The following is a 22,617-nucleotide window of genomic DNA, read 5'->3' as shown; positions in this document are numbered from 1 at the left end:
ATCATTACTAACCAGAATGTCTAGAAACTGTATTTTAATTTAAGGAATACCTCCGAGTTCTTGTCGTAGACGGTGAACATGCCGCGGTCGGCCTGGAACAGGTCGTAGCCCATGATGGCGTGCAACTGGTCGTTCATCGCATAGTCGGCACTCAGACGGTTATAGATGCCGCCGTTGGTCACGTCGATATAGGCAAAGCTCTGGAGCGCCAGTGTGTTGTGAAGCAGTTCCTTGGAGATGCGAAGGGTAGCCAGTCCCGTATGGCGGTGATCTCCCCATGCCACATATTTGTGGGCATATTGGGCTGAGAGCGACCAGTCGTTGCCGGCATACCAGTCGATGCCCAGGAGTGCATTCGTAGAGGCTGCTCTTGGCATCTCCTCGACGTCCATGGCCGTCTGGGCCTCGTCCAGATACTCGGCCACCTCACCTCTGACGACGAACTTCCCCACAGGCACCGACAGGTCGGCTCCCAGCATGGTCATCCGCCGGTATTCGCCGACACCATTGCAGACGACCGGCATCTTGTTCCAGGTATGGAGGGCCGACAATGAGATATCGATGCCGCTGTTGAAGAACGACAGACGGGCACCATATTCCATATTACATAGCTTATGACGGGGTTCTGCCTGGATGGGAACAGGTCCGATGGACCACGGGTTCTCTCCATCGGTCGGGAGCTCGAAGAAGGCGCTGACTGGTATGGCTACCGCCTCGACACTCCATTTCTCACGCGAGTAGCGCAGTCGCAGACCGCCCACGGGAATGCGGATATCGTCGTAGTCCTGTGCCAGGAACTCCGTATAGTCCATGGGCGATATCACATCCGTCAATCGCAGACCGTCGGCCACGCCCCAGGCAATGATCTGTCTGCCGGCGCGCAGGTCCCAGTTGTCGTCGGAGTAGTAGGCGTAGGCCTCACGCACCTGCAGACCTGTCCGGTCTTTCAGGATGGCGTTGTGCACCAGGTTGGCCGAGACGAAGGCTCCCGCAGGTCCTTTCTCCAGAGACACCTCGCCACGCACCCGGGTTCTTGACGACATCCAGTCGTTAGGTCGTTCTGTACGCAAGGCGTGATAGGTATCGACAAACCCCTTCACACCGACACGCAGGGAATCCTCGTCCTGCGCAAGGGCAGGACGAGGAAGTGCGCACCATAGGAGCGCCATGATGATTACAGATCTCATAAGCCTTTTTCCAGTTTGGCGACGGTGAAGAGGGCCTTGTCGATGGAGATGTCATACTTAGGGTTCTTCACCAGGATCACGGTACTGTGTTCGGTCTGCACGTTCTTCATCTCCATCTTGTGGATGGTCCAGAAGCCCTGTACCTTCTTAACGTCTGATATGGTCAATACGCGATGCAGCTTGTTCAGCTTGTCGTAGTACTCCACATAGGCGGCTGTCAGACAGTCCTGTCTGATCCATGACACCTTCCGACTGTATATCTCGTGCTTGTCGACGGGTACCGACTCGACCACCCAGCACTTGTGCCCGTTCTTCACTTCCTCACGGAGCAGTTTATGCTTGTCTTCATCGACATGCCGTGAGCCCATATCATCATAAGTGAAGTCGGTACCCATGAAATAGTCGGTCTTCGACGAGGAACCGCTGATGCGTCGTGTCTTCTTCATGGCAGGCAGATAGAGCCATTTCGCATCTTCCTTACCGATCTGGTCGTAGTCCCAGGTCAGGAAACCTGTTCCCTTCACGTCGCCTGGATAGGTGAAGAACATCATCTTCTTGGTGTCCTTACCCTCATCCATCGCCCACGAGGTGATCTTGCGCTGTCGGGTCGTACCGTTCTTCTTCTTCAGTGTCAGTTCCATCTCGCCATAGCGGGTGTTACCGTCAGGACGGTCTTTTACTTTCTGTATGATGTCACGCCCCGTCAGTTGCTGAGCCCCCATCTCACCCGCCGCCATCATACAAGCGGCCAAAACTAATACAATCTTTTTCATAATCTATTCAGTGATCTTAATTCTTAATTCTTAACTTTCTCCTTTCCAAACACCTTACACTTGCTGACCAGGATCGGGGTTACCAGGAGGTCGGCAGCGAGGGCCGACATGATACCGATGATAGCCGTCAGTCCGAAGTTGATACACATGGTACAGGCCGAGGTGCAGAAACTGGCGAACACGGCCGAGGTGATGATTGAGGTGATGACGATAGCCACACCTACCACACGGAAGGTCCTTTGGATAGCACTTTTGTAGTGACTGGTACGATCGTATTCCAGTTTTGAGTGGTTGATGAAGTGGATGGTGTCATCGACAGCCATACCTAGCATCATCGGCAGTAGCGTAGCCGTCATCATGTCGAGGGGGATACCCATCCAACCCATATAGCCGCCTACAAACACGGCTGGCATCATGTTCGGTATCAGTCCGATGAGACCCACACGGATGCTCTGGAAGGCAATCATCAGGATGATACCGATGATCAGGATCGAGATGATAAACGACAACATCTGTCCTCTCACCAGATACTGCATCATCGTGACATACTGCGGGATATTACCCACCACGGTGATCTTGGCACCGGGGAACAGCGCTTCGGCGTCTGCCTGGATCGTTGCTATCTCGCGCTCCACCTGAGCCGAGTTGAAATCGGAGATCTCTACCATCAGGCGCAAGCGACGATAGTCATAGTCCACCCAGTATTCCGACTCCGTACCACCGGCATTCTCATAGAGCAGAATCTCTTGTGCCACTTCCTCTTCCGTGTCGGGGATACGGTAGTAAGCGCTGTCACCGTCGTTCAGGGTCTGGTTCAAGTCTTTCAGGATGTCGAGGATCGAGGTGGTGCGTTTGGTCAACTTATAGCCTGCCACTTTCTGTTGCAGCTGGTCCAGCAGCTTCAGGTTCTTGGGCTCTTTGGCCATGTCGTCATCGGACAGCTCCACGATCAGGTCATACGAGTAGAGCGATCCCAGCTCCGAACGACCCACGTCCATCACCTCTTTCACGTATGGCACATCCTCACCCATGGTCCGCTCGATATCGAAGGCTGCCTCAATCTTCCACAGACCGATGCAGAGCAGGATGCAGACGACGAGGAACGAGAGACCGATCTTACGGGGATTCCTCATGACGACGTTGCTCAGATCCACCATGACCTTGGTCCATCGAGTATCGCTCTCCTCGGTGAAGCCCTCTATAGGTCGTTTGTTCTTACCGAACGACAGCAGCACGGGCGAGATGATGAGTGAGGTGAGCAATACGAACAGTACACTCATCGAACTGATCACACCAACACACTGCATCGGACGGATGGGGATGACGAGGAACGACAGCAGTGATACCAGGGTGGTGAAGCCACAGAAGAACACAGACCAGCCGATCTCTTTCAGGGTCTCTATGATGGCTTTCTTACGCTCTCCGTGGATACGCATCCGTCCTCTGAAATACGAGAAGATATGGATGTTGTAGGCGATGGCCACTGCAAACGACAGGATAGTGGGAATCATCAGCACCGTCGAGTCGACATACATCTGTGTATAGCCTGCGATGCCATAGGTGATGAACAGACCGCCAATCACGGAGATGATTGGTGCCAGGATGCCCCTTAGTGAACGGGTCATACAGAGCATCACCACGATACAGATCAGAGTGGCGATCATCATCAGCCTTCCCATCTCCTTACCGATATACTCTGTCTTACAGTTGGTGACATACGGCATGCCTGTTCCTTTGGGGCTCAGTGAGGCATATTCTGGCTTCTTGATGATACGCTCCACCTCCTGACCGGTGATGATATCCGGTGACACGTTACCCTGTTTCTTCCATACACTGTCTTTCGGGAAGGCGCGCAGCTTCACCATGATCCACGACAGGTCGCCTTCCTTTGATATCAGTTTCTTGGCTACGTGGGGTTTGCTGTAGGCTCTGGCCTTGATGCTATCCATGGCGGGCGTACCGTCGTCGGGAATGTCGTCGGGCACAATCTGCTCGATGGTCATACCGTCATCGCTGCCTACCATAAACTCGATGTCGGTCAGTGAGGTCACCTTGTCGGCATACGACAGACTGTCGAGCAGTTCGTTGGACAGGGCACGTAGTGTCGACAGGTTCTCTTTTGTGAAATGGTTGTCGCACTGTGTCAGCACACCGACGTAGTAGTCATTGCCGAAGTGTGACTTAAACTCCTCTGTCTTCACCAGCATGGGATCATCCTCGATGAAGTAGTCGTCGAACGAGGTCTCCTTCACCATACGTTTCATGCCTATGACCGACAGGACTATCACCAGCGCGAAGATGCCTAATGTCATCCAGCGCATCTTCAGCAGTCGTTCGGCAAACCTGCCGAACAGTTCATTGATCTTTTCAATTTTCATTGTCTTATATGTTATTTGGGTTCATGATTGCTCTCCATCCTGAGAATTCAAACTGTATGTAGTCCTCAATGGCTTTTTTCATCTCCCGGGGCTTCAGGTCGTGCTTGATGACCTCCGAGATGAAATTAAACATCCATACCATATGTACGTGATAGGTGAACGGACTGAGGTCTACACGGAAATCCGGATAACTGTGCTTAAACGCTTTCATAAACTTCAACACCTCTTTCGTACATGCCTCAGTATATACATCAATATAGGTCTCGAGTGTTGACCCCTGTGACTTGTACAGGATCAGTTTCAGTTCGTCGCGATGATTGTTGATCAGACTCAGGTATTCCTGCACGTGATTCATCATCATCTCGTCGTTCTCATCACGGGTATATTGCAGAAACTGCTCATGGTCCTTCACGTTGTGATGGTCGTGCATCATCCTTTCCATCTCCGTCGTGAGTGGCGTCACGATATGTCTGAACAACTCGTCCTTGCTGTTGAAGTAGTTGTATATGTTACTTACGCCAATGCCACAGCCCTTGGCGATGTCGCGCATGGATGTCTTGGCAAAGCCCTTCTTGAGGAAGACTCCTTTGGCCACCGTCACAATCTGCTCACGTGTGTATTCCTTTTTTATCTGCATAGTCTGACGCTTAAAAACGAACAATACTCTAATTTGTTCACAAAAAAAAGAGGACTCACACCTGTAGGAGTCCTCTTCTTAGTCATCGTTATATCCTGATGTCTGTTGTACCTTATCATACTATTCCATTTTCCGGGTGCAAAGGTATGACGAAAAAACGAGATGCACAATACCTAAAACAGAGTGTTTTAAGCACCGTGCATCTCTCATGACCTAATCAGATGTAGGTATTACTCCGACAGCATGGTCACCTCGATACAACGCTTGGCGGCCAACAGCCGTTGGGCCATGCGCTGCACATCCTCGGCCGTCATCTCCTGTACCATCTTACAATAGTCGCGGTCGAAGTCGGCATCATCGTCGAGCTCATGCCAGATGATGTAGCTCCAGTAGTCGTTGGTGATGGCCACTTGGGCATACTGCTTCACAAGATACTCCTTCACCTTCTGCATCGATGTGGCAGAAGGACCGTGGTCGGCGATATGTTTCAGTTGCTGGTAGATGATCGGGTTCAGCTCCTCGTAGCGCGACGGGTCGGCATTATAGGAGATGCTGAACGTGGTGTTGGGCTTGTCGTCTTTCTCCAGCTCAAAGTTCACGCTGACCCCGTAGGTGCCGCCCTTCTCCTCGCGCACAGAGTCGGTATAAGCGATGGAGAGACAACGCTTCAGGAAGTCGAGCTCTAAGTCGCTCTTCGGGGTGAAGGGCACGTCGGCCGTCAGGTAGATGCTGACATTGGCTAATGGAGTGGCCTGCTGCTTGGAGAATGTCACCACCTTCTCACCGTCCACGATACGGGGCACGTTCTGGTAGTTGGTCTGCTCATGCTTACCAGTAGCAGGCAGCGTGGCCAGATACTGACAGACGAGCGCACGCAGCTCCTGCTCGTCGTAGTTGCCGATGATGACCGTCTTGAAGTTCGACGCATCACTGAACCGCTCCTTGTAGATCTCGAGGATACGGTCGTAGTCGGCTTGGTCGAGGGTCTCCTGCACGACGGGTGCCAGTCGGGGGTTGTGTCCATAGAGGACGGCACGGATGGAGTCGTTGTAGTCGACCTTCGGCGAGGCATTTCTATTAGAGAGGAACGAGCGAGTGCGGTTGATGAGTGAGGCATAGGCTCCAGCATCTTTACGCGGTTGGGTAAAGTAGAGATAGGCCAGTTGGAACATCGTCTTCATGTCTTTCACCGACGCTCCACCGTTGATGCTCTGTCCCTTGGTGCCCACCGACGGGCTGACCCGTACGCTCTTACCCGTCAGCATCTTACGCAGACTGACGGCATCGAAGTGACCCACACCGCCCTCGGTGACAGCACTTGTGATGAGTGAGAAGTTCGGGATGTCCTCGTCGCCATAGAGCGAGGTGCCGCCCTCGGCCCTCATGCTCAGTGAGACGGCATCGGCTTCATAGTCGGTCTTCTTGGCATAGACCTTCATGCCGTTGCTGAGTGTGAGCTCGGTGAAACCGTGCGCCCAGGGCCGTTCGTTGGTGATGGTGCCTGCCTGTGGCAGCTCACTCACCAGGTCGGTGGCCAACTGCTCTTCCGTGTAGGGGGCATAGCTCAGCTGCTGGGCTGCGAGGATGACCTGGCGCAGCTGCTCTTCCGTGGGGATGACGATACCCTCCTTGTCGGGGGCATACATCACTACCACTTGGTTCTGGTCGGTGATCAGCTCCTTCACGGCAGCGTTCACCTCGGTCAGCGTCACCTCACGGTCGAGCTTCTGCGTGTTCTTCAGTGCAAAGTCGACCGACACGAGCGGCTCACCGGTCAGGAAGTTATCCACACAAGCATTCACATAGTGCGAGTTACGGTAGTCGGCCTGCATCTTCGTACGGCGCTCGGCAGCGTTCAGGCGCAGTTTCTTAGCCCGATCAAGCTCAGACTGTGTGAAACCGTGCTGGCGGGCCCGTTCGGCCACACCCACGGCAGCGATGATACCTCCCAGGATGTTGTCGCTCTTACAACTGACACTCAGGGAGAAGGCGTCTTTCGTCCGACTGAGGAAGAAGATCGACGACCGGCCGGTGGCGCTCTGGAAGGGCGCGTCCGACTGCTGCCGCAGTTCTACGTAACGGTCGTTGAGCATGGTGGTGATCAGTCCGTCCACATAGTCGTCGCGCAGGTATTTCTCCGAGTTCTTCTCGCGGTCGGGTGTGGCGTCTCTTTTCTGATAGAGGTGACAGAGGGCAATAGGCTGTTCCTTGTCCTTCTCGATGGCCACGATCATCGTGTCGTTATCATTGACGGGGTAGTAGATACGTTCCGCGGCCTTCTTCGGCATGGGGATGGATGAGAACGTCTTCTTGATCTTCTTCTCCATCTTGTCCACATCGATATCACCTACCACGATGATGGCTTGCAGGTCGGGACGATACCATTTCTGGTAGTAGTCGCGCAGATCCTGATAGGGGAAATGGTCCACGATGTCCATCGAACCGATGGGCATACAGTCCTCATACTTGGTGCCTTGGTAGATCTTGGGCATGGCCTGCTCCTGCAGGCGCTGCACCGCCATACCGGCACGACGGGTGCGCCACTCCTCGTGGATCACACCGCGCTCCTTGTCGATCTCCGCATCTTCGAGCAGTAGGTAGTGACTCCAGTCGTGGAGCACCAGCAGACAACTGTCGATGATGCCTTCGCGCTTCAGCGGGGCAGAACCGATATGATAGACCGTCTGGTCGATAGAGGTATAAGCATTCAGGTTGGCGCCGAACTTCACGCCGATGCTCTCGCACCAAGGCACGATGCCGAGGCGCTTGCCCTTGCCGGGGAAGTTCTTGGTGCCGTTGAAGGCCATGTGCTCCAGGAAATGCGCCAGTCCGCGCTGACGGGGTTCCTCCAGGATGCTGCCCACACGCTGGGCGATGTAGAAGTCGGCCAACCCCGTCTCCTTCGCATTGTGACGGATATAGTAGGTCATGCCGTTCTTCAGTTGGCCCTTGCGCACGGTGGGGTCTTGCGGAAGCCCCTGTGCCACTGCCGTCGCCGACAGTAGCGTGAGGGCCCATAGAACATATATTTTCTTCATTGTCATCATTTATTTGAACAGTGAGGGCTTGGCTTCGGGCGTGAAATCGTTGGTCGAGTTGTTCGTGTCCACATACTTGCCGTCGCTGCCGGTCTTACGGATCACGGCCTTGCCATAGCGTGTCTTATCATTGAGCGTCTTACCGCAGTAGGTCCAGCCGTTGTCGATATGGGCGGGCAGCACGTTCCACTGCCACTCTTCCTCGACACTCAGGTTGATGCCGTCGATGACCCATGACATGGGCACCTTATAGGTCTTGCTCACCTCCATATTGTATACGTTACCGTTAGCCTTCATCACGTACTTGCCGTTGTAGACATACTTCTCCAACCAGTTGTCCTTGCTTTCTTTCATCTTGGCGATGGCTATCGACCTGAAACCGCGGTTGTGCATGCTATAGAGCGAAGCGGTATAGCAGAACCACTTGTCGAGGTTGGGCACGCTGGCATTATCCACATCATTATAGGTGGGGTTGCTGCTGATGTCATAGAATTCGTAGTCGGCTCCGCGCAGGTCGATGGAGTTGGCATTACCCTCCAGATGGTTGATGGCGTTGACGGCCAGGGTGATTGATTGACCGGGCTCTACGGGTACACTGGTACCGTTGCCGGGAATCATGTAGACGGCATCCACAGCCATGGTGTCCTTGCTGATGTCGGGCACATACTCGTAGTTGTTCACCGTGAGGAACGACGACTCCAGAAAGGCGATGCTGTCAGCATAGAGCGTCACGTCGCTGTTGTTGGTGATGATCATATACTGGTCGTTGCTGTACTGCTTACCCTCGGGGGTGGTGGTGCCGGTGAAGAACACCTCACTGATCACGAAGCCGCCCTTGGCTGTGAAGGTGTTGATGGTGACCTTCATCGCGGTGGCTGTGCGGGAGAGCGTGATATTCTCCTGACTGACCTCGAACTTACTGGTACCGGCCACACCGTTGATAGTGAACGCCAGCTCACCAGTGGCATGCAGGTCGTAGGTGCCTTCCTCCACCTCGTTGAAGGTAGCCACAAAACCGTTGGCCGTCTTCTGGATGGCGTTGATCAGCACTTTGGTCTGGTTGGCGTTGACGTTGGTCAGGGTGATGTTACTATTGGTTACCTCCACATCCTCCAGGTTGAGAGGCATCTCCAGCGACAGGGTTACGGGATCGTTGATGATGACGGGATCGTCGTCGCTGTCGCACGATGTCACACCCAGTCCTAATGAAAGGAGCGCCAGGCTCCACATGAAAATCTTCTTCATAATGTCTTTACTTTTTTATTTGATGAATATTGTTTTTTAGAATGATATGCCTAATGTCATGGTCAGGTGCTGCTCCTGTTCACCTTCAGAACAGAAGGTGACGCCTCCGCCCAGTATGCCGAAGAGCGCCATACGCCCGGCTCCGATGGCGTGGTCGTACCTCACCTGTGCATCGACGACCGTATAGTCGGCCTTCAGATAACGGTAGTTATGGTTCAGCATCTTCACGGCTGCCACCTCCGTGTTCAGTACGGGGATGCTCAGTCGACTGTCAAGGTTTCGCAGACAGGTCGCTGTCAGGGCACACGTCAGCACTCCCTTGTGACCGACCGCGGCGATATGCTGTGCACCCAACCGACCGTACAGTCGACGGGTCTCCTGACGGCGCTCCGGCTCCACGTATGTCTCTTTGTTCTCCGTATAACCCGCCTTCAGAGCGATATGCCAGTCGGTGTGCCGTCGCTGACCGTAGACCACGTTCATGCTGGCATCGATGAGGGTGTTCTTATACATGGTCAGTGTGGTCAGGATGGGGTAGTTGTTCGACAGCGACGAGCCTACCATGTTCTCATCGCCCAATCGACGGGTATAATGGGCGTCGCCATAGACGGCCCAATGGGTCTTTCCGTCTTTCCGCCAGCCGGTCTGCAGCTTCGCCTCCTCGCGGTAGAGCTTGGTGAGGGGCAGAGAATTGAGTGAGGCGGCAACCCGCTCATAGCGGTGTTCACCGACGGTGATGTTCGCGAATAGTCCACGACCGTCAGTCGGTTGGGCGTTCAGATAGAGTTGGGCACCGCCCCCGTTGAAATACAGGTTGTTCACCTCGCCCGAGAAACGCACGTAGACGGCACCTAAGCCTGTCATCTGGAACTCGGGAATGACACCCGTCTCACGGTAGAAGGCCACATTGTCCGTCTGCTTGTAGATATTCGCCTCGGCAGCCGCTCCCCAGTGGTAGGTGTTTGTCTCGTAGGCCGCCCCCGCCCGTAGGGTCAGATCGGTCACGATGGCCCGCATACGCGGGTCGGTGGTGCGGTATTCATGTTCGGCACGGAAGAGCATCTCACCCCCCAGAAGGAGTCGGTTGAGTCGTGTGGCATAGCCCCCTTCAAACACATAACGCTCCCGTTCGGTGTTGCCGCCCATGGTGTCGGCCAGGATATAAGGCTCCAGCAGCTCATAGTCTGATACCGAGCTCCATGTGATATGACGGCTCTTGCCGGTCATATACGAGGCCTTGCCCCATACCGTGGAATGGTTCGACAGATGCAGGTAGGTGTTGGCCTCCATCTCGTAGAGCGTGCTGCCCGTACCTTTCTGTAACACAAACGCTTCTGTCTGGTCGGTGTAGTGAAGGTCGAGCGCCAGTTGGGTGTAGTCCGTCCTGAAGGCCTGACCGTGAAGGGCCGGGTTCTTCCACGTGTCGGTATCCAGCAGTTGCCAGACCGACCGGTGCTCTGTCTGCACGGAGTCGGGGGTGGCCGCTGCCAGCGAGACGGTCGTCATCATATAGAATAAGATGGTGATGGGTCGTAACTGTATGCTCATTCTTCCAGAAGTGTTATGGGTAGTTCTGCCTCGCTCATCGGTCTGTCGGCAAAGGGTGTGTAGTCGGAGTGCGCACGGTAGTGACGGGTACGGGTCGCCCCGTCCTGTCCGGTATATCTCACCATGCCGTTCACATCCACCTTATAGGCCCCACGCAGGACGGTGGCCTCGAAGGTGTGACCGTTCATGTCGGCCGTCGACGTGGTGGTCGTGGTGTTCAGACTCTGCAGGGTCATCGTGCCCTGTATCCGTATCACGTCGATGGTGTCGGGGAGTCCGAGGGTCACCCTAGCTACCGTATGGTAGTCGGTCAGCTCCTGGTGACAGCCGGCGAGCACCATGGTCAACAGGATGAGCGTATATCTGTTCAGTCTTTTCTTCATATCTTCATATTCATTTCAAGTCCGAAATAAGGTGTCACATGACGGCGGAAGGTGTAGCCCTTGCGCTTGTAGTCGGGGGTGTAGTCCCATATCTTATTACAGAACATGGCTATCTGCAGACGGTCGTCAAACAGCTTCTTCGTTACCTTCAGGTTGAGGTTCATCGACAGAGGCACGCGGGTCAGCTCATAGAGTGTCTCACTGTTGGTTCTGATGAGCCATTGCAGATAGGTGTCGGTCTCGTCGCCGCTCTGCCAGTCGTGGGTGCTGCCGTCGGGAGCGATATACTGGTCGGGTGTGTTACTGATCCGGTCGCGCTGCGACATGGTGTACCACAGGAACTGTGCCGAGAGTGAGAAGCCGAGCTTCAGACGGGGCACGTCGGTGTCGAAGGTGAAGTTGGTGTTGAACGACTCGCTCATCGTGCCGTCGGCATCCTGGTACAGACCGACGTACTGCAGACTCCTGTCGCCTACCACCATACTGGGACGGTAGGTCTCGAGCATCGAGTTGCGGTAGTGGGTATGCAGCCATGCCCCGTTGATGGTCAGTCGTGTCAGCACCTTCGGCAGGCGCACGGTCTCGAGCGTGTATTCGATACCCTGCTTGTCGGTCTCACTGCCATTGGTGTAGTAGCCATACCCAGCCAGCTCGTCTCTCACCGTATAGGTCATGTCGCTGAGGGCGGGTGGGGAAGTGAGTGTGGTCCCGTCGATGGTCGAGGCATCGTATTCCTTATAGCTGAAGCTCTCGTAGTGCGTCTGACTGCGGAAGCCCGAGCTCATCTTCTCGCGGAAGTACGTGATGTTCAGTCGGTTGCCACCGATATTGATATCTGCCGACACCTCCCATTTCAGGTTCCTCGCTGCCTCCAGTGCCACGTTCCTGGGATCGCGGATATACGTCATGAGGTTCACCCTGCGGTAGTCGGCCTTCTCGTGATAATAGTTCAGTTGGATGAAGTCGATATATAACTTGTCTGGGAAGAGCTGCTCCATCGTTGGCATCTTCGTGTGCTGTCCGACACCCCCTGCCAGTCGGATGAAGGTGGGCTTGCCCATGACGGTGATCTTCGGGAACGTATAGCCCACATTGAGGCGCGGGTCCACGTACATCCTGCCATGCATGGCGTATGTCTCGGGCAGGTTCAGCATCTCTGTGGCACGTAGACCGCCCGCTGCCTCGAAGGTACCTATGGCGGTGGGCCATTTCAAGGTCTCCTCGGCAAAGAGCGACCACCGGTGGTTGGCCGGTATGTCGTAGAGCGGTCGACGACGCGTTGAGATGCCGGGGTAGAGTGGGCGCTCAGGGTCGAACACCTGTCCGCGTCCGTAGTTCTTGTCCATGTTCCAGTCGGCCCCTAACAGCAAGGTGTTCGAGACCTTCGTTGTGGGCACCTGCAGGCGTGCCGACAGTTTGGCGTAGATATTCAGCGGTTTTCCCTCCACCTCGTGGTCGGCCATGTATTTCCACGGCAGCAACAAGGCGTCGGCCTCGCCCTCCTCGCAGTTGGTGGCCGCCACCGTCGTGCGTTGTAACTGTATCAGGCGGCGCCGTCTGATGTCATCATACTCGTAGGCCGCCGAGCACATCAGTCCGGCACTCTTCAGCCACGACTCCCGACGGGTCTTGAGGGTCAGGTCGCCCATCCACGCCAGACGGTTATACTGCGACTTATAAGAGTCTTCCACATGGAAGTTCAGGTCGGGGTCCACTTTGTCGTTATCGAACGAGCCCGTGTAGTCGGCATTGGTCGACAGGCTCACGTCGTAATGGTCGTGCAACCACTGTTTGTGCAGACGGGCAGAGAGCGTCACTCGTTTGTAGTTCTCCAGCGTGTTACGGGGGTCGGCCTTGGCGTCGAGGTAGTCGGCACTGAGGTTCAGACTCAGGTGACGAGGCTTCCATTCCAGTCCTTTCGACAGATAGAACAGCTTCGAGCTCATGTCGGCCTTCAGTCTCACGTGCAGGTCGGCACCCCCCTTCTTTCGCTCGATCTTCACCAGGCCGCTGGTCAGGTCGCCGTACTCTACCGAGGCGATGCCGCGCACGATCTCCACCTTCTCGATATCATCGGTCGAAAGCGAGCGCATGTCGACGCCCGCATTGGTGAAGTCGCGGTAGGTACTCTCGGTGTCCCATGCCCCACTGACATACTGCATGTTGGCATTGGTGGAGATGGGTGCACCATCGATCATAAACTGAGTGCCCAGCGACGAGGTCATATACTGACTGCCGCCCGAGGCTGCCTCACGGATATGGATCACGTTTGGGGTGCTCAGCGAGGGTGTCTCCGCCCGTCCACCGGGCAACAGCTCCAGTAGGTCGGCGAAGCTCGAGGGCTGCAGGTGCTCCATGGCATGCTTGCCGATGGTCGAGGCACTCGTCAGTCCGCGACTCTCCTGAGCCGTCACCACCACCTCACCCAGTCGACTGATCTCAGCCTCCATCAGGTAACGGCCGTTTCTGACCATGGTGGTTGTGAGTGTCTTATACCCGATATAGGTGATACGGATCTGTCCTGCCTCATCATTTTTAGGTATGGCGAACCTGCCCTCCGCATCGGTCACGGTGAGAGGCTTCCCTTTCCTGGCATCATGGATGGTGGCTCCGATGATGGGTTCCTGTGTATCCTTGTCAAGTACGATGGCCTGTAAAACACCCTGTGCGTGAGTGACTTGTAACAGGATGACAGCCAGAAATGTAATAATTATCCTTTTTTGATGCATCTTCTTTTTACCGAGGTACAAAGGTACATGGTCTCTCCGATGTGTGCAATACCAAAAAATTGGTATTTTTCAATCCGATATGTTCTAATCTCGTTTTATTTCCGTACCTTTGTCGCATGCTAATTGGATTACTGATTCCCCTGTTGGGAACGATGCTTGGCTCGGCCTTTGTCTTTCTGATGAGAGATGAGATGTCGGTACGCATGCAGAAGTGGCTGTTGGGCTTCGCCTCCGGGGTGATGGTGGCCGCGTCGGTATGGTCGTTGCTCATCCCGTCGATGGCGATGGAGGAGGGCAGCGGCAAGTGGAGCGTGGTGCCCGCCGCCGTGGGCTTCCTGTTGGGCATGGGCTTCCTGCTGCTCATCGACGTGCTGACGCCACACCTGCATATCGGTACCGACAAGCCAGAGGGTCTCCGCGCCCATCTCTCACGCACGGCCATGCTTGCCCTGGCCGTCACCATCCACAACCTGCCCGAGGGCATGGCCGTCGGTGTGGTCTTTGCCGGTGCCAGCAGTGGTGACACACCCATCACGCTCACCAGTGCCCTGGCCGTGGCCGTGGGTATCGCCATCCAGAATATCCCCGAGGGGGCCATCATCTCTATGCCAATGCGGGCCGCCGGCAACAGTCGCCGCCGCTCGTTCCTCATCGGCTCGCTGAGTGGTGCCGTCGAGCCTGTCGGTGCTGTCGCCGTCGTCTTACTGGCCTCACTGCTCATGCCCGTCCTTCCCTATATGCTGGCCTTTGCCGCAGGTGCTATGTTCTACGTGGTCATCGAGGAACTGATACCCGAGGCCTCCAGTGGTCAGCACTCGAACCTCAGCACCATCGGCTTCTCCGTGGGGTTTGTGCTGATGATGGTGCTCGATGTGGTGATGGGCTGACGCCCCCGATTGTTATTTAAAGCTAAAGTTAACATGGAGTTTTGCAATTTCATGAGATTGTTTTATACCTTTGTAACCGAATAACTTAATTAACGAAATCATAAATAAGTATTATCACAGATGGATACTTTTTCTGAAGCACTATTAAGCACTAAGGCCTACAAGATTCCCGAGGATTATGACTGGTTCGCGCCGCTGATCGGCGACTGGGACTGTGACTATTACGACGGTCCCGACGACCAGAAGCGTCATGTGAAAGGCGAGTGGATCTTCCGGTATATCCTGGAGGGAACGGGCGTACAGGATATCTTTATCTTCCCTTCCAGAAGCACCAAGGAAGAGCATCCCGAGCCGGATGGCGAATATGGCACATCCCTGCGAATGTTCAACAAGCAGCAGCTATGCTACGATGTGGTCTACACCTGCGACCACAGCATGAAACGACTGTGCTTTACCCGCGAGGGCGACAAGCTGGTGGGTAAGGTTCTGGCCGAGACATGTACCTACTGGATCTTCTCGGACATCACGGCCGACAGTTTCCATTGGGAGAATGTGCAGATCTTCGACGATGGTCGTCGGAACCTGATCTGTGAGATCTTCGGGAAGCGCATCGGATAACTTTTTCCTGGATGGTTGTTGAAAAATAGGATATATGGAAGAGTATCAGAAGAGAGTTGGCGTATTCGAGGACGACATTCCCTATGAGGTCCGGATGAAGTATCTCATTGCGGCCTACCGCAAGGATCTGCGTCGACTGGAGGAACTGAGCAGCTATGCGAAGGGCTTGGAGGAGGAGAACGTCCTCTTGCAGAGGCGCCTTGAGAAGGCCGAGGCGGGAGTCGTGGACGATCCCGACAAGGATGCCACCATCAAGAGACTGATGAGTGAGATCAAGGCACTGAAGACGAAGATCACCGTGACCTTCCCCAGACGGGTGGTTAAGATGCACGACCTGCGCAAGCGGATCACCCATCTGGAGATCTATATCCGTGAACTGCAGTCGTTGCTGATGTCAAAAGGCATCCCTTATGAGCAGTGGAAGCGCCGGCCGTCTAAGTTGGACGGTCTCGACATCAGCAAGTTGGACATCTATGCCGTACGAAGCGCCAAGGAATGCCTTGACCTCGATAACCTCGAAGAGGGCGGCACCGACGAAGACGCGGATGACGATTGATGATGTTATCTGATACGCCTTATGATCGTGTCATAGGGATTAGTTACACCAAAACAACTTGTTTTACCTTTAAAGAAGCTATTTTTATAGTTGAAAGGAATATCGTTTAAGAAGGTAAAACAAGTTGTTTTACTTTTATAGATGACGTTCCTTTAATTGTTGCGCCTAATCTTTTAGGAACTCAAGGGCGGCTTGGTTGAATGACAAGGGCCGTTGGTGGGCGATGAAATGATTGCCCGGGAGGATGACAAGGGTGGCGTCGGGGATGCTGGCGGCTATGAGACGGGTGTGCTGTTCCTTGATCATATCGTTGGTACCGGCGATGACGAGCGTCTTCGACTGTATCGACGACAACTCAGTGGGAGCCACGGCGGGGTCGTTCACCATCAGTCCCAACAGTTCGGCATGCTGTAGGGCGGCGGCACTACGCTTGGCGAAGAGGCGGGCCACGCGATAGCCGATCTCAATGGGGATCTGGATGCGTCTCTTCACCCCGGTCGTGTCGAGGTTGGCACCGTTCAAGATGAGACGGTCCACACGCTCGGGATAGCGGAGGGCGAAGATCATGGCGATATTACCGCCATCGGAGAAACCTAACAGATGGGCGCGTTCGATATGGTGGACATCCATAAAGACCAACAGGTCGTCGGCAAACTGACGGATGGTGAAGGGACGGGTGCCTCGTGGGGTCTGTCCGTGACCACGGGTGTCGAGGGCGTACACATGGAAGTGCTGGGCGAACACGTCGATCTGGTGGTCGAAATAGGTGCAGTCCTCTCCGTTGCCATGAAGCAGAATGAGGGGATGACCCTGACCTTTCTCTACATAGTAGTGCGTGATATCCATCATAGGGCGGGGATGTGGAAACGACGGTCGTTACTTCTTTGCCAGAGTGACGATGAAGCGGGTGATGTCGGGACAGTTGGTGTCGAGCTTGACATCACCGCCCAGACGACGGGCCAGACTGCGGGCGACGGTCAGGCCGACGCCAGTGCCGTTGTAGTACTCGTCGAGCTGTACGAACTCGTTGAAGATATGCTCAGCCTCCTCGGGCGGGATGCCGATACCGGTATCGTCGACCGTGAAGCAGACGGTGTTGCCATCGGCTCCGACGGTCATGGTGACCTGCTCCTTCTGCTGCTCTTGGTTCTGCGACAGATAGGCTTCCGACGGACGGGTGAACTTGATGGCGTTGTCGAGCAGCAGTTCCACGATGCGGACGGCGGCACGCAGGTCGGTATAGAACGAACACTCGGCGCCGACCTCCTGTTGCAGGATGAACGACAGATGATCGGCATCGCCAATGCCGGAGGCCTTGATGGCCTGTTGGGCGATCTTCAGAGGTGTGGTCTTGTCGTTACGCGCCAGCACAACCTGACTGCTGATATCGGAGAGCTCGAGCATCTTGTTCACCAGACCCGTGATGCGGTCGGTGCTCTTGATGATCTGCTGCGAGGCTTCAGACTGATCCTTCTCGGAGAGCTTGATGCCCGGTGAGGTGAGGATCTGGGTGAAGCCGCTGAGGATATTCAGAGGGGTACGTATCTCGTGGGATATCTGCTTGATGAAATTGCTCTTCATGCGTGTCGACTCCTCGGCACGGGCGTTGGCTATCTGCAGCTGCTCGTTCTTCTCGGCCATCTGGTCGTAGGCCGACTGCAGCTGCTGGTGAGCCTGCTGCAGCCGTTTGCTGTAACGGTGGCGGTTGATACTGTAGATGGCCAGATAGATAATGGTGAGCAGCATCAGCACGCCCCAGATCCACAGGGGCACCTTGATGGAACCGAACTGGGTGAGCACGTTGTCGCCATACACCTCGTCGATGATGCCTTCCTCGTCCATGCGGCGTAGTTCGGCATTGATGGCGTTGATCAGACGGGGGTCGTGACTGGCGTAGCAGTACTCACGCGGCTCCAGCGACAGCTCCTCTGTCTGCAACTGTTTCTCCAGGTGCAGCGTACTGATATTGTACTGGGCCTGGAAACGGTAGCAGATCAGTCCGTCGTACTTACCGGCGGCCAGATCGCGGAAGGCCTCACTCAGGTCGGTGATCGACACATCGTTGGCCTCGGCATTCTTGAGCATCAGTCCGATGGGGCGCGACTTCATGTAAGCGATCGTCTTACCCTTCAGGTGACGGAAATCGAAGTCGGTATAGTCTTTCTTGCGATATACAATCTGGTAGTACATGCGGAACACGGCATGCGAATAGTTCGTGAGTTCCTTGCGATACGACGAGTAGACCAGCATGCCCACGTCGTACTTGCCCTCGATGATGCCGGGCGACATCTTGTCCCAGATATTGGGCGAGAAAGTATAGGGGATGCCCATACGATTCATCAGGATCTTGGTAAACTCAACATCGTAGCCGCTTGGTGTTCCCTTGTCGTCAACGTATTGCAGGGGAGCGTAGCTGGTGTTCATGCCCATGACCAGAGGCCTCTCCTTAGAGAACCCGAGTTTGGTGGCCAACGGACTGATGACCGGGGCCTTGTCTGACGGGTGGAAAAGCTCTTTCAGATTGTCGGCGCAGGCACTAATCATCCCAACAGACAGCAGGATGATAAAATAAGATAGTAGTCTTTTTTTCTTGCGTCGCAACATGCAGTGGTTAATTATTTGGGTGCAAAATTACGAAAAAACGAGAGAAATGCAAAATAAAAGTTTGTTTTCTTTTGCATTCCTTCATTTTCTTTTAGTTACGAGAAAGAAACCGAGCCCTTAGAGCCCCTTGGTAAGGGGCGGCTATAATGCAGGGTTCCACCCTGCTGGGATGTTCTTTTTCTCTGGCGCAGAGAAAAGAACCAAAAGGTTTTGCAGGGTTTCACCCTGCAGGTTCACCAACAACCCCAACCCCTTCTTGTCCTTAAGAAGGGGCTTCGAACCACTCCCCAAACCCCTCGCCAATCGTTGGCAAGGGGCTTAACCGCTCCTCCTGTCGCTCTTACATTAAGGTAAGCTGGGACCATCACAGGTCCCGCTTATCACTCTCGGCTGGCGCACAGCTTCTTCGAAAACATTCCGCACGAGGAGGTCTTTAGAGGCTGTCCTATTTTCGGAGCCATATTGAGTCTTGGCTCGGGAAGCGAGCCAAGGAACGAAATACGAAATGCTGTCTGAGCGAAGCGAGCCCATTGAGTGGCTACTAAAATCGGACAACCGGCCTCCGAGACAGGACGTTTTCGCACTCTTTCTTTTGCTTCGGTTTTCTTTCTGGTGACAGAAAGAAAATGAAGACAACAGCAGGGTGGAACCCTGCAAAAAGCCCCCCTCTTGGCGAGGGGGGGGGGAAGGGGGCGTTAGAAGGCATATCCGACACTGACGTACGGCGTGAAGACCCTCTTGACACCATGCTTGTCATTGGGCTGTATGGAAGGGATCACACCGGCGCGGAACTGGAATCCTTTTTTGGACTGGTAGCGATACCCGATGTTACCATAGTAGTAGTAACCCCATGTGGAATGCGAGTCCTTCCCGATCAGTACGCTTTCATATACTGTTACTCCGTGATCCTCGCCAACGGGCACCATACCGTAATTGTTGTATTTCTCTTTGTAGTAGCCGAAATTGACACCGAGACCTAATTCGAGCTTGCTGCTTTTCTTTCCCAACAGATAGTTCAGTTCCAAAGGGATGTCGGGACCTTGTAGGGAACGGGAGTGAGCGAACATGTTGGAACGCTCGCTGTAGACGTAGCCGATACCCACACGATAGCCCCAGGGCGATCCGGTCTTGAAGCGTGAGTCGTAGTTGACGCCGACAAGGCCCGATGCACCGAGCACTTCGAGGTTGACACTACGTTTGGGATTGTACGTCTCGTTCTGTGCGGCCGCCTCCATGGAGATCATGGCGGCCAGGATCATAAGAATCTGTTTCATAATACTAATGGTTTATAATAGTTGAATTCGTTATTATGCTACGGATGTGATATCTTGATGATTCACACTGCAAAGGAACAACAAAATCTCTGATGTGGCAAAGGAATTTCCCTATACGGGGTGGGGGATTTCCCTATAGATGGTTCTTTTCTTATTAAGCAGAATAATATTCTGTGTTATTTGGTTATGTCGATACAAATGCAGTATGTTTTTCCGAATTTAAAGGAAAGTCTTGTTGGTCTGCACGGAGTTACATATCTTTGCACCCGGAAAATGAAGATCAAGAATTTAAATCATAAACCGACTATGACAGTAAAAAAGACATCCGTGATAGGATTCCCACGTATCGGGAGAAAGCGCGAACTGAAGTTCGCATGTGAGAAGTTTTTCAAGGGTGAGATCTCTGGGGATGAACTCCAACGAGTAGGAGCCGAGATGCGCCGGTATGGTTGGCAGAGACAACAGGAGAGGGGTATCTCGTTGATTCCGTCGAACGATTTCTCTTTCTATGATAATGTGCTCGACACGGCATTCCTCTTGGGCGTGGTGCCAGAGCGCTACCGCCAGTTGGGCCTCTCTGAGTTGGAGACCTATTTCGCCGCGGCCCATGGTTATCAGGGTGAGAAGGGCGACGTGAAGGCTCTCCCGATGAAGAAGTGGTTCAACACAAACTACCATTATATAGAACCAGAGCTCGACGATGACACCGTGCTGAGGTTGCAGGGCGACAAGCCCGTGAGGGACTACGCGGAGGCGAAGGCACTGGGTATTGACACGGTGCCGGCTTTGATAGGTGCCTACACCTTCCTGCACCTGGCCCGTTACTGTGGTCAGAAACGTGCTGCTGACTTTGTGGAGGCGGCCGTGGAGGCATACGCACAGATCGGTGGACAACTGGCGGCGGCGGGTGCCTCGTGGATCAGCATCGCTGAGCCGGCACTGGTGCTCGACGTGACCGCCGAGGAACGGGCATTGTTCAAGGCGATCTATGCCTCGCTCGTAGGACGACTGCATGCCACCGGACTGAAGGTGCTCCTTCAGACGTATTTCGGGGATATCCGCGATGTGTATCGCGATGTGGTGGCCCTCGGCTTCGATGGCATCGGTCTCGACTTCGTGGAAGGACAGAAGTCGCTCGAACTGTTGCAGACGGGCTTCCCCAAGGACGCACTGCTCTTCGCTGGTGTCGTGAACGGCAAGAACATCTGGCGGGCCGACTATGCACAGAAGAATGCGCTGATCGCCAGCATCGAGCAGTTGGTGGCACCGGAGCGCGTGGTGATATCGACATCGTGCTCTCTCCTGCACGTGCCCTACACGGTGGCTGCCGAGGAGAGACTGTCGACCGATATTCTTGATTATTTTGCCTTCGCCGAGGAGAAGCTCACGGAGTTGGTCGACCTCGCCAGTGGCGACACGGCCGCACTTGGACGCAATAAGACGTTGTTCGCCGGCGTGCGCACAGTCCCCCATGCTGATGTGAGAAATGCTCTGGCACAACTGTCGGAGGCCGACTTCGAGCGTACGCCTGCTCGTCTTGCGCGTCGTCAGGTGCAGAAGGAGGTGTTCCGTCTGCCGGCACTGCCCACGACCACCATCGGCTCTTTCCCGCAGACGGCAGAGGTGCGTGCCGCCCGTACGGCCTTCAGAAAGGGTACGATCTCACGCGAACAGTATATAGACTTCAACAGAAACAAGATACTGGAGTGCATCAAACTGCAAGAGAGCATCGGGCTCGACGTGCTGGTGCATGGTGAGTTCGAGCGCAACGACATGGTGGAGTACTTCGGTTCGAAGATGGACGGGTATGTGTTTACGCAGAATGCCTGGGTACAGAGCTATGGTACACGATGCGTCAAACCGCCGATCGTCTGGGGAGATGTCAGTCGGAGTGCGCCGATGACGGTCGACTGGTCGGTCTTCGCCCAGAGTTGTACCAACAAGCCCGTCAAGGGTATGTTGACAGGACCGGTCACCATCCTCAACTGGTCGTTCCCACGTGAGGATATCTCTCTCAAAGAACAGGCACTACAGATAGCTCTGGCCATCCGCGACGAAGTGCTCGACCTCGAAAGCAACGGCATCAGGATTATCCAGATCGACGAGGCGGCACTGCGTGAGAAACTGCCCCTACGCAAGAGCTGTTGGCACAGCGATTATCTGGACTGGGCTATACCGGCCTTCCGACTGGTGCATGCGAAGGTGAAGCCAGAGACTCAGATACATACACATATGTGTTACAGTGAGTTCGGGGATATCGTCAGGGATATCGATGCAATGGATGCCGATGTCATCACGTTCGAGGCCAGTCGTTCCGACCTGAAGCTGCTCGATGCTCTGAAAGCGGTGCAGTTTGAGACGGAGGTGGGACCGGGTGTCTATGATATCCACTCGCCGCGTGTGCCGTCGGTCGACGAGATCGTCGGGGTGCTACATAAGATCATCGCGAAGATCCCGAAGGAGAATGTGTGGGTGAACCCGGACTGCGGTCTGAAGACCCGTGGAGAACAGGAGACCACACAGAGTCTTAAGAACCTGGTCGAGGCTGCCAAGCGACTCCGCTCGGAGGTGTTCTAAGGTTTCTCAGAAAAACAAACTATAAATGATAGGGCAGTTGTCGAAAGAAGACCGATGACTGCCCTTAATAACTATAATTGCCTGTCGTGGCTCCCGTCTGCTCCTTGATATTGAGAACCCCGACCTCTCATTGGGTTACTTTTATCTCGGCAAACTGGTTGGTTACATCACCATATATATATA

The 22,617-nt window shown here is 54.5% G+C and carries 16 protein-coding genes; 4 read left to right on the top strand and 12 right to left on the bottom strand.

The features are described 5' to 3' along the window. Positions 1-20 precede the first annotated feature (20 nt). The 9 genes from BMY63_RS02610 to BMY63_RS02570 form a co-directional block, all read right to left on the bottom strand. Complete coding sequence (locus BMY63_RS02610) at positions 21-1,187, bottom strand: DUF1302 family protein (protein ID WP_091914524.1); 1,167 nt, start codon at positions 1,185-1,187, stop codon at positions 21-23. Then, positions 1,184-1,960, bottom strand: coding sequence for an outer membrane lipoprotein-sorting protein (locus BMY63_RS02605; protein ID WP_091914522.1), 777 nt, complete (start codon positions 1,958-1,960; stop codon positions 1,184-1,186). Before BMY63_RS02605 ends, BMY63_RS02610 begins: the two co-directional genes overlap by 4 nt. Positions 1,961-1,983: 23 nt before the next feature. Further along, positions 1,984-4,338 (bottom strand): efflux RND transporter permease subunit, encoded by a 2,355-nt coding sequence (locus BMY63_RS02600; protein WP_091914520.1) that lies wholly within the window; start codon positions 4,336-4,338, stop codon positions 1,984-1,986. A gap of 4 nt (positions 4,339-4,342) precedes the next feature. Then, complete coding sequence (locus tag BMY63_RS02595; protein WP_091914518.1) at positions 4,343-4,975, bottom strand: TetR/AcrR family transcriptional regulator; 633 nt, start codon at positions 4,973-4,975, stop codon at positions 4,343-4,345. A 230-nt stretch (positions 4,976-5,205) separates the two neighbouring features. Then, positions 5,206-8,013 (bottom strand): M16 family metallopeptidase, encoded by a 2,808-nt coding sequence (locus BMY63_RS02590; RefSeq protein ID WP_091914954.1) that lies wholly within the window; start codon positions 8,011-8,013, stop codon positions 5,206-5,208. Positions 8,014-8,022: 9 nt separating this feature from the next. Beyond that, on the bottom strand, positions 8,023-9,258 hold the full coding sequence (locus tag BMY63_RS02585) for a DUF4876 domain-containing protein (protein ID WP_091914516.1): 1,236 nt from the start codon (positions 9,256-9,258) through the stop codon (positions 8,023-8,025). Positions 9,259-9,294: 36 nt separating this feature from the next. Beyond that, the gene (locus tag BMY63_RS02580; RefSeq protein ID WP_091914514.1) at positions 9,295-10,806 is read right to left on the bottom strand and encodes a DUF6850 family outer membrane beta-barrel protein; all 1,512 of its coding nucleotides are present in this window, start codon (positions 10,804-10,806) and stop codon (positions 9,295-9,297) included. After that, positions 10,803-11,189, bottom strand: coding sequence for a hypothetical protein (locus BMY63_RS02575; protein WP_091914512.1), 387 nt, complete (start codon positions 11,187-11,189; stop codon positions 10,803-10,805). The genes BMY63_RS02580 and BMY63_RS02575 overlap by 4 nt, the downstream gene beginning before the upstream one ends. Further along, positions 11,186-13,918: a TonB-dependent receptor gene (locus BMY63_RS02570; protein WP_091914952.1), complete on the bottom strand. Its 2,733-nt coding sequence runs from the start codon at positions 13,916-13,918 to the stop codon at positions 11,186-11,188. The genes BMY63_RS02575 and BMY63_RS02570 overlap by 4 nt, the downstream gene beginning before the upstream one ends. Positions 13,919-14,034: 116 nt before the next feature. On the opposite strand from BMY63_RS02570, the gene BMY63_RS02565 reads away from it, so the two are divergent. The 3 genes from BMY63_RS02565 to BMY63_RS02555 all read left to right on the top strand — a co-directional run bounded on the left by BMY63_RS02565 (position 14,035) and on the right by BMY63_RS02555 (position 15,979). Beyond that, positions 14,035-14,805, top strand: a complete 771-nt coding sequence (locus tag BMY63_RS02565) for a ZIP family metal transporter (protein ID WP_091914510.1) — start codon at positions 14,035-14,037, stop codon at positions 14,803-14,805. A gap of 120 nt (positions 14,806-14,925) precedes the next feature. Further along, entirely contained in the window at positions 14,926-15,423 is a 498-nt protein-coding gene (locus BMY63_RS02560; RefSeq protein WP_091914508.1) for a hypothetical protein, read from the top strand. Positions 15,424-15,457: 34 nt separating this feature from the next. Further along, on the top strand, positions 15,458-15,979 hold the full coding sequence (locus BMY63_RS02555) for a hypothetical protein (protein WP_091914506.1): 522 nt from the start codon (positions 15,458-15,460) through the stop codon (positions 15,977-15,979). Between the two features lie 165 nt (positions 15,980-16,144). Here the strand turns inward: BMY63_RS02555 and BMY63_RS02550 are convergent, their stop codons facing one another. The 3 genes from BMY63_RS02550 to BMY63_RS02540 all read right to left on the bottom strand — a co-directional run bounded on the left by BMY63_RS02550 (position 16,145) and on the right by BMY63_RS02540 (position 19,857). Further along, positions 16,145-16,828, bottom strand: a complete 684-nt coding sequence (locus BMY63_RS02550) for an alpha/beta fold hydrolase (protein ID WP_218141880.1) — start codon at positions 16,826-16,828, stop codon at positions 16,145-16,147. A gap of 27 nt (positions 16,829-16,855) precedes the next feature. Next, complete coding sequence (locus BMY63_RS02545) at positions 16,856-18,523, bottom strand: ATP-binding protein (RefSeq protein WP_177178361.1); 1,668 nt, start codon at positions 18,521-18,523, stop codon at positions 16,856-16,858. A gap of 755 nt (positions 18,524-19,278) precedes the next feature. Next, positions 19,279-19,857 carry a hypothetical protein gene (locus BMY63_RS02540; protein ID WP_091914502.1) on the bottom strand — a complete coding sequence of 193 codons (579 nt, stop codon included), beginning with the start codon at positions 19,855-19,857 and terminating at the stop codon, positions 19,279-19,281. Between the two features lie 306 nt (positions 19,858-20,163). On the opposite strand from BMY63_RS02540, the gene metE reads away from it, so the two are divergent. After that, a complete protein-coding gene (gene metE, locus BMY63_RS02535; protein WP_091914948.1) occupies positions 20,164-22,434 on the top strand; it encodes a 5-methyltetrahydropteroyltriglutamate--homocysteine S-methyltransferase in 2,271 nt (756 codons plus the stop codon). Positions 22,435-22,617 lie beyond the last annotated feature (183 nt).

The sequence above is a fragment of the Prevotella aff. ruminicola Tc2-24 genome, from assembly GCF_900110895.1.
Lineage (GTDB): Bacteria > Bacteroidota > Bacteroidia > Bacteroidales > Bacteroidaceae > Prevotella.
This window is presented reverse-complemented; position numbering and strand designations above follow the sequence as displayed.

Coding starts and splice junctions, on each gene's coding strand:
- BMY63_RS02610 (WP_091914524.1), bottom strand. CDS start 1,187: ATGAGATCTGTAATCATCATGGCGCTCCTATGGTGCGCACTTCCTCGT.
- BMY63_RS02605 (WP_091914522.1), bottom strand. CDS start 1,960: ATGAAAAAGATTGTATTAGTTTTGGCCGCTTGTATGATGGCGGCGGGT.
- BMY63_RS02600 (WP_091914520.1), bottom strand. CDS start 4,338: ATGAAAATTGAAAAGATCAATGAACTGTTCGGCAGGTTTGCCGAACGA.
- BMY63_RS02595 (WP_091914518.1), bottom strand. CDS start 4,975: ATGCAGATAAAAAAGGAATACACACGTGAGCAGATTGTGACGGTGGCC.
- BMY63_RS02590 (WP_091914954.1), bottom strand. CDS start 8,013: ATGAAGAAAATATATGTTCTATGGGCCCTCACGCTACTGTCGGCGACG.
- BMY63_RS02585 (WP_091914516.1), bottom strand. CDS start 9,258: ATGAAGAAGATTTTCATGTGGAGCCTGGCGCTCCTTTCATTAGGACTG.
- BMY63_RS02580 (WP_091914514.1), bottom strand. CDS start 10,806: ATGAGCATACAGTTACGACCCATCACCATCTTATTCTATATGATGACG.
- BMY63_RS02575 (WP_091914512.1), bottom strand. CDS start 11,189: ATGAAGAAAAGACTGAACAGATATACGCTCATCCTGTTGACCATGGTG.
- BMY63_RS02570 (WP_091914952.1), bottom strand. CDS start 13,918: ATGCATCAAAAAAGGATAATTATTACATTTCTGGCTGTCATCCTGTTA.
- BMY63_RS02565 (WP_091914510.1), top strand. CDS start 14,035: ATGCTAATTGGATTACTGATTCCCCTGTTGGGAACGATGCTTGGCTCG.
- BMY63_RS02560 (WP_091914508.1), top strand. CDS start 14,926: ATGGATACTTTTTCTGAAGCACTATTAAGCACTAAGGCCTACAAGATT.
- BMY63_RS02555 (WP_091914506.1), top strand. CDS start 15,458: ATGGAAGAGTATCAGAAGAGAGTTGGCGTATTCGAGGACGACATTCCC.
- BMY63_RS02550 (WP_218141880.1), bottom strand. CDS start 16,828: ATGATGGATATCACGCACTACTATGTAGAGAAAGGTCAGGGTCATCCC.
- BMY63_RS02545 (WP_177178361.1), bottom strand. CDS start 18,523: ATGATTAGTGCCTGCGCCGACAATCTGAAAGAGCTTTTCCACCCGTCA.
- BMY63_RS02540 (WP_091914502.1), bottom strand. CDS start 19,857: ATGAAACAGATTCTTATGATCCTGGCCGCCATGATCTCCATGGAGGCG.
- metE (WP_091914948.1), top strand. CDS start 20,164: ATGACAGTAAAAAAGACATCCGTGATAGGATTCCCACGTATCGGGAGA.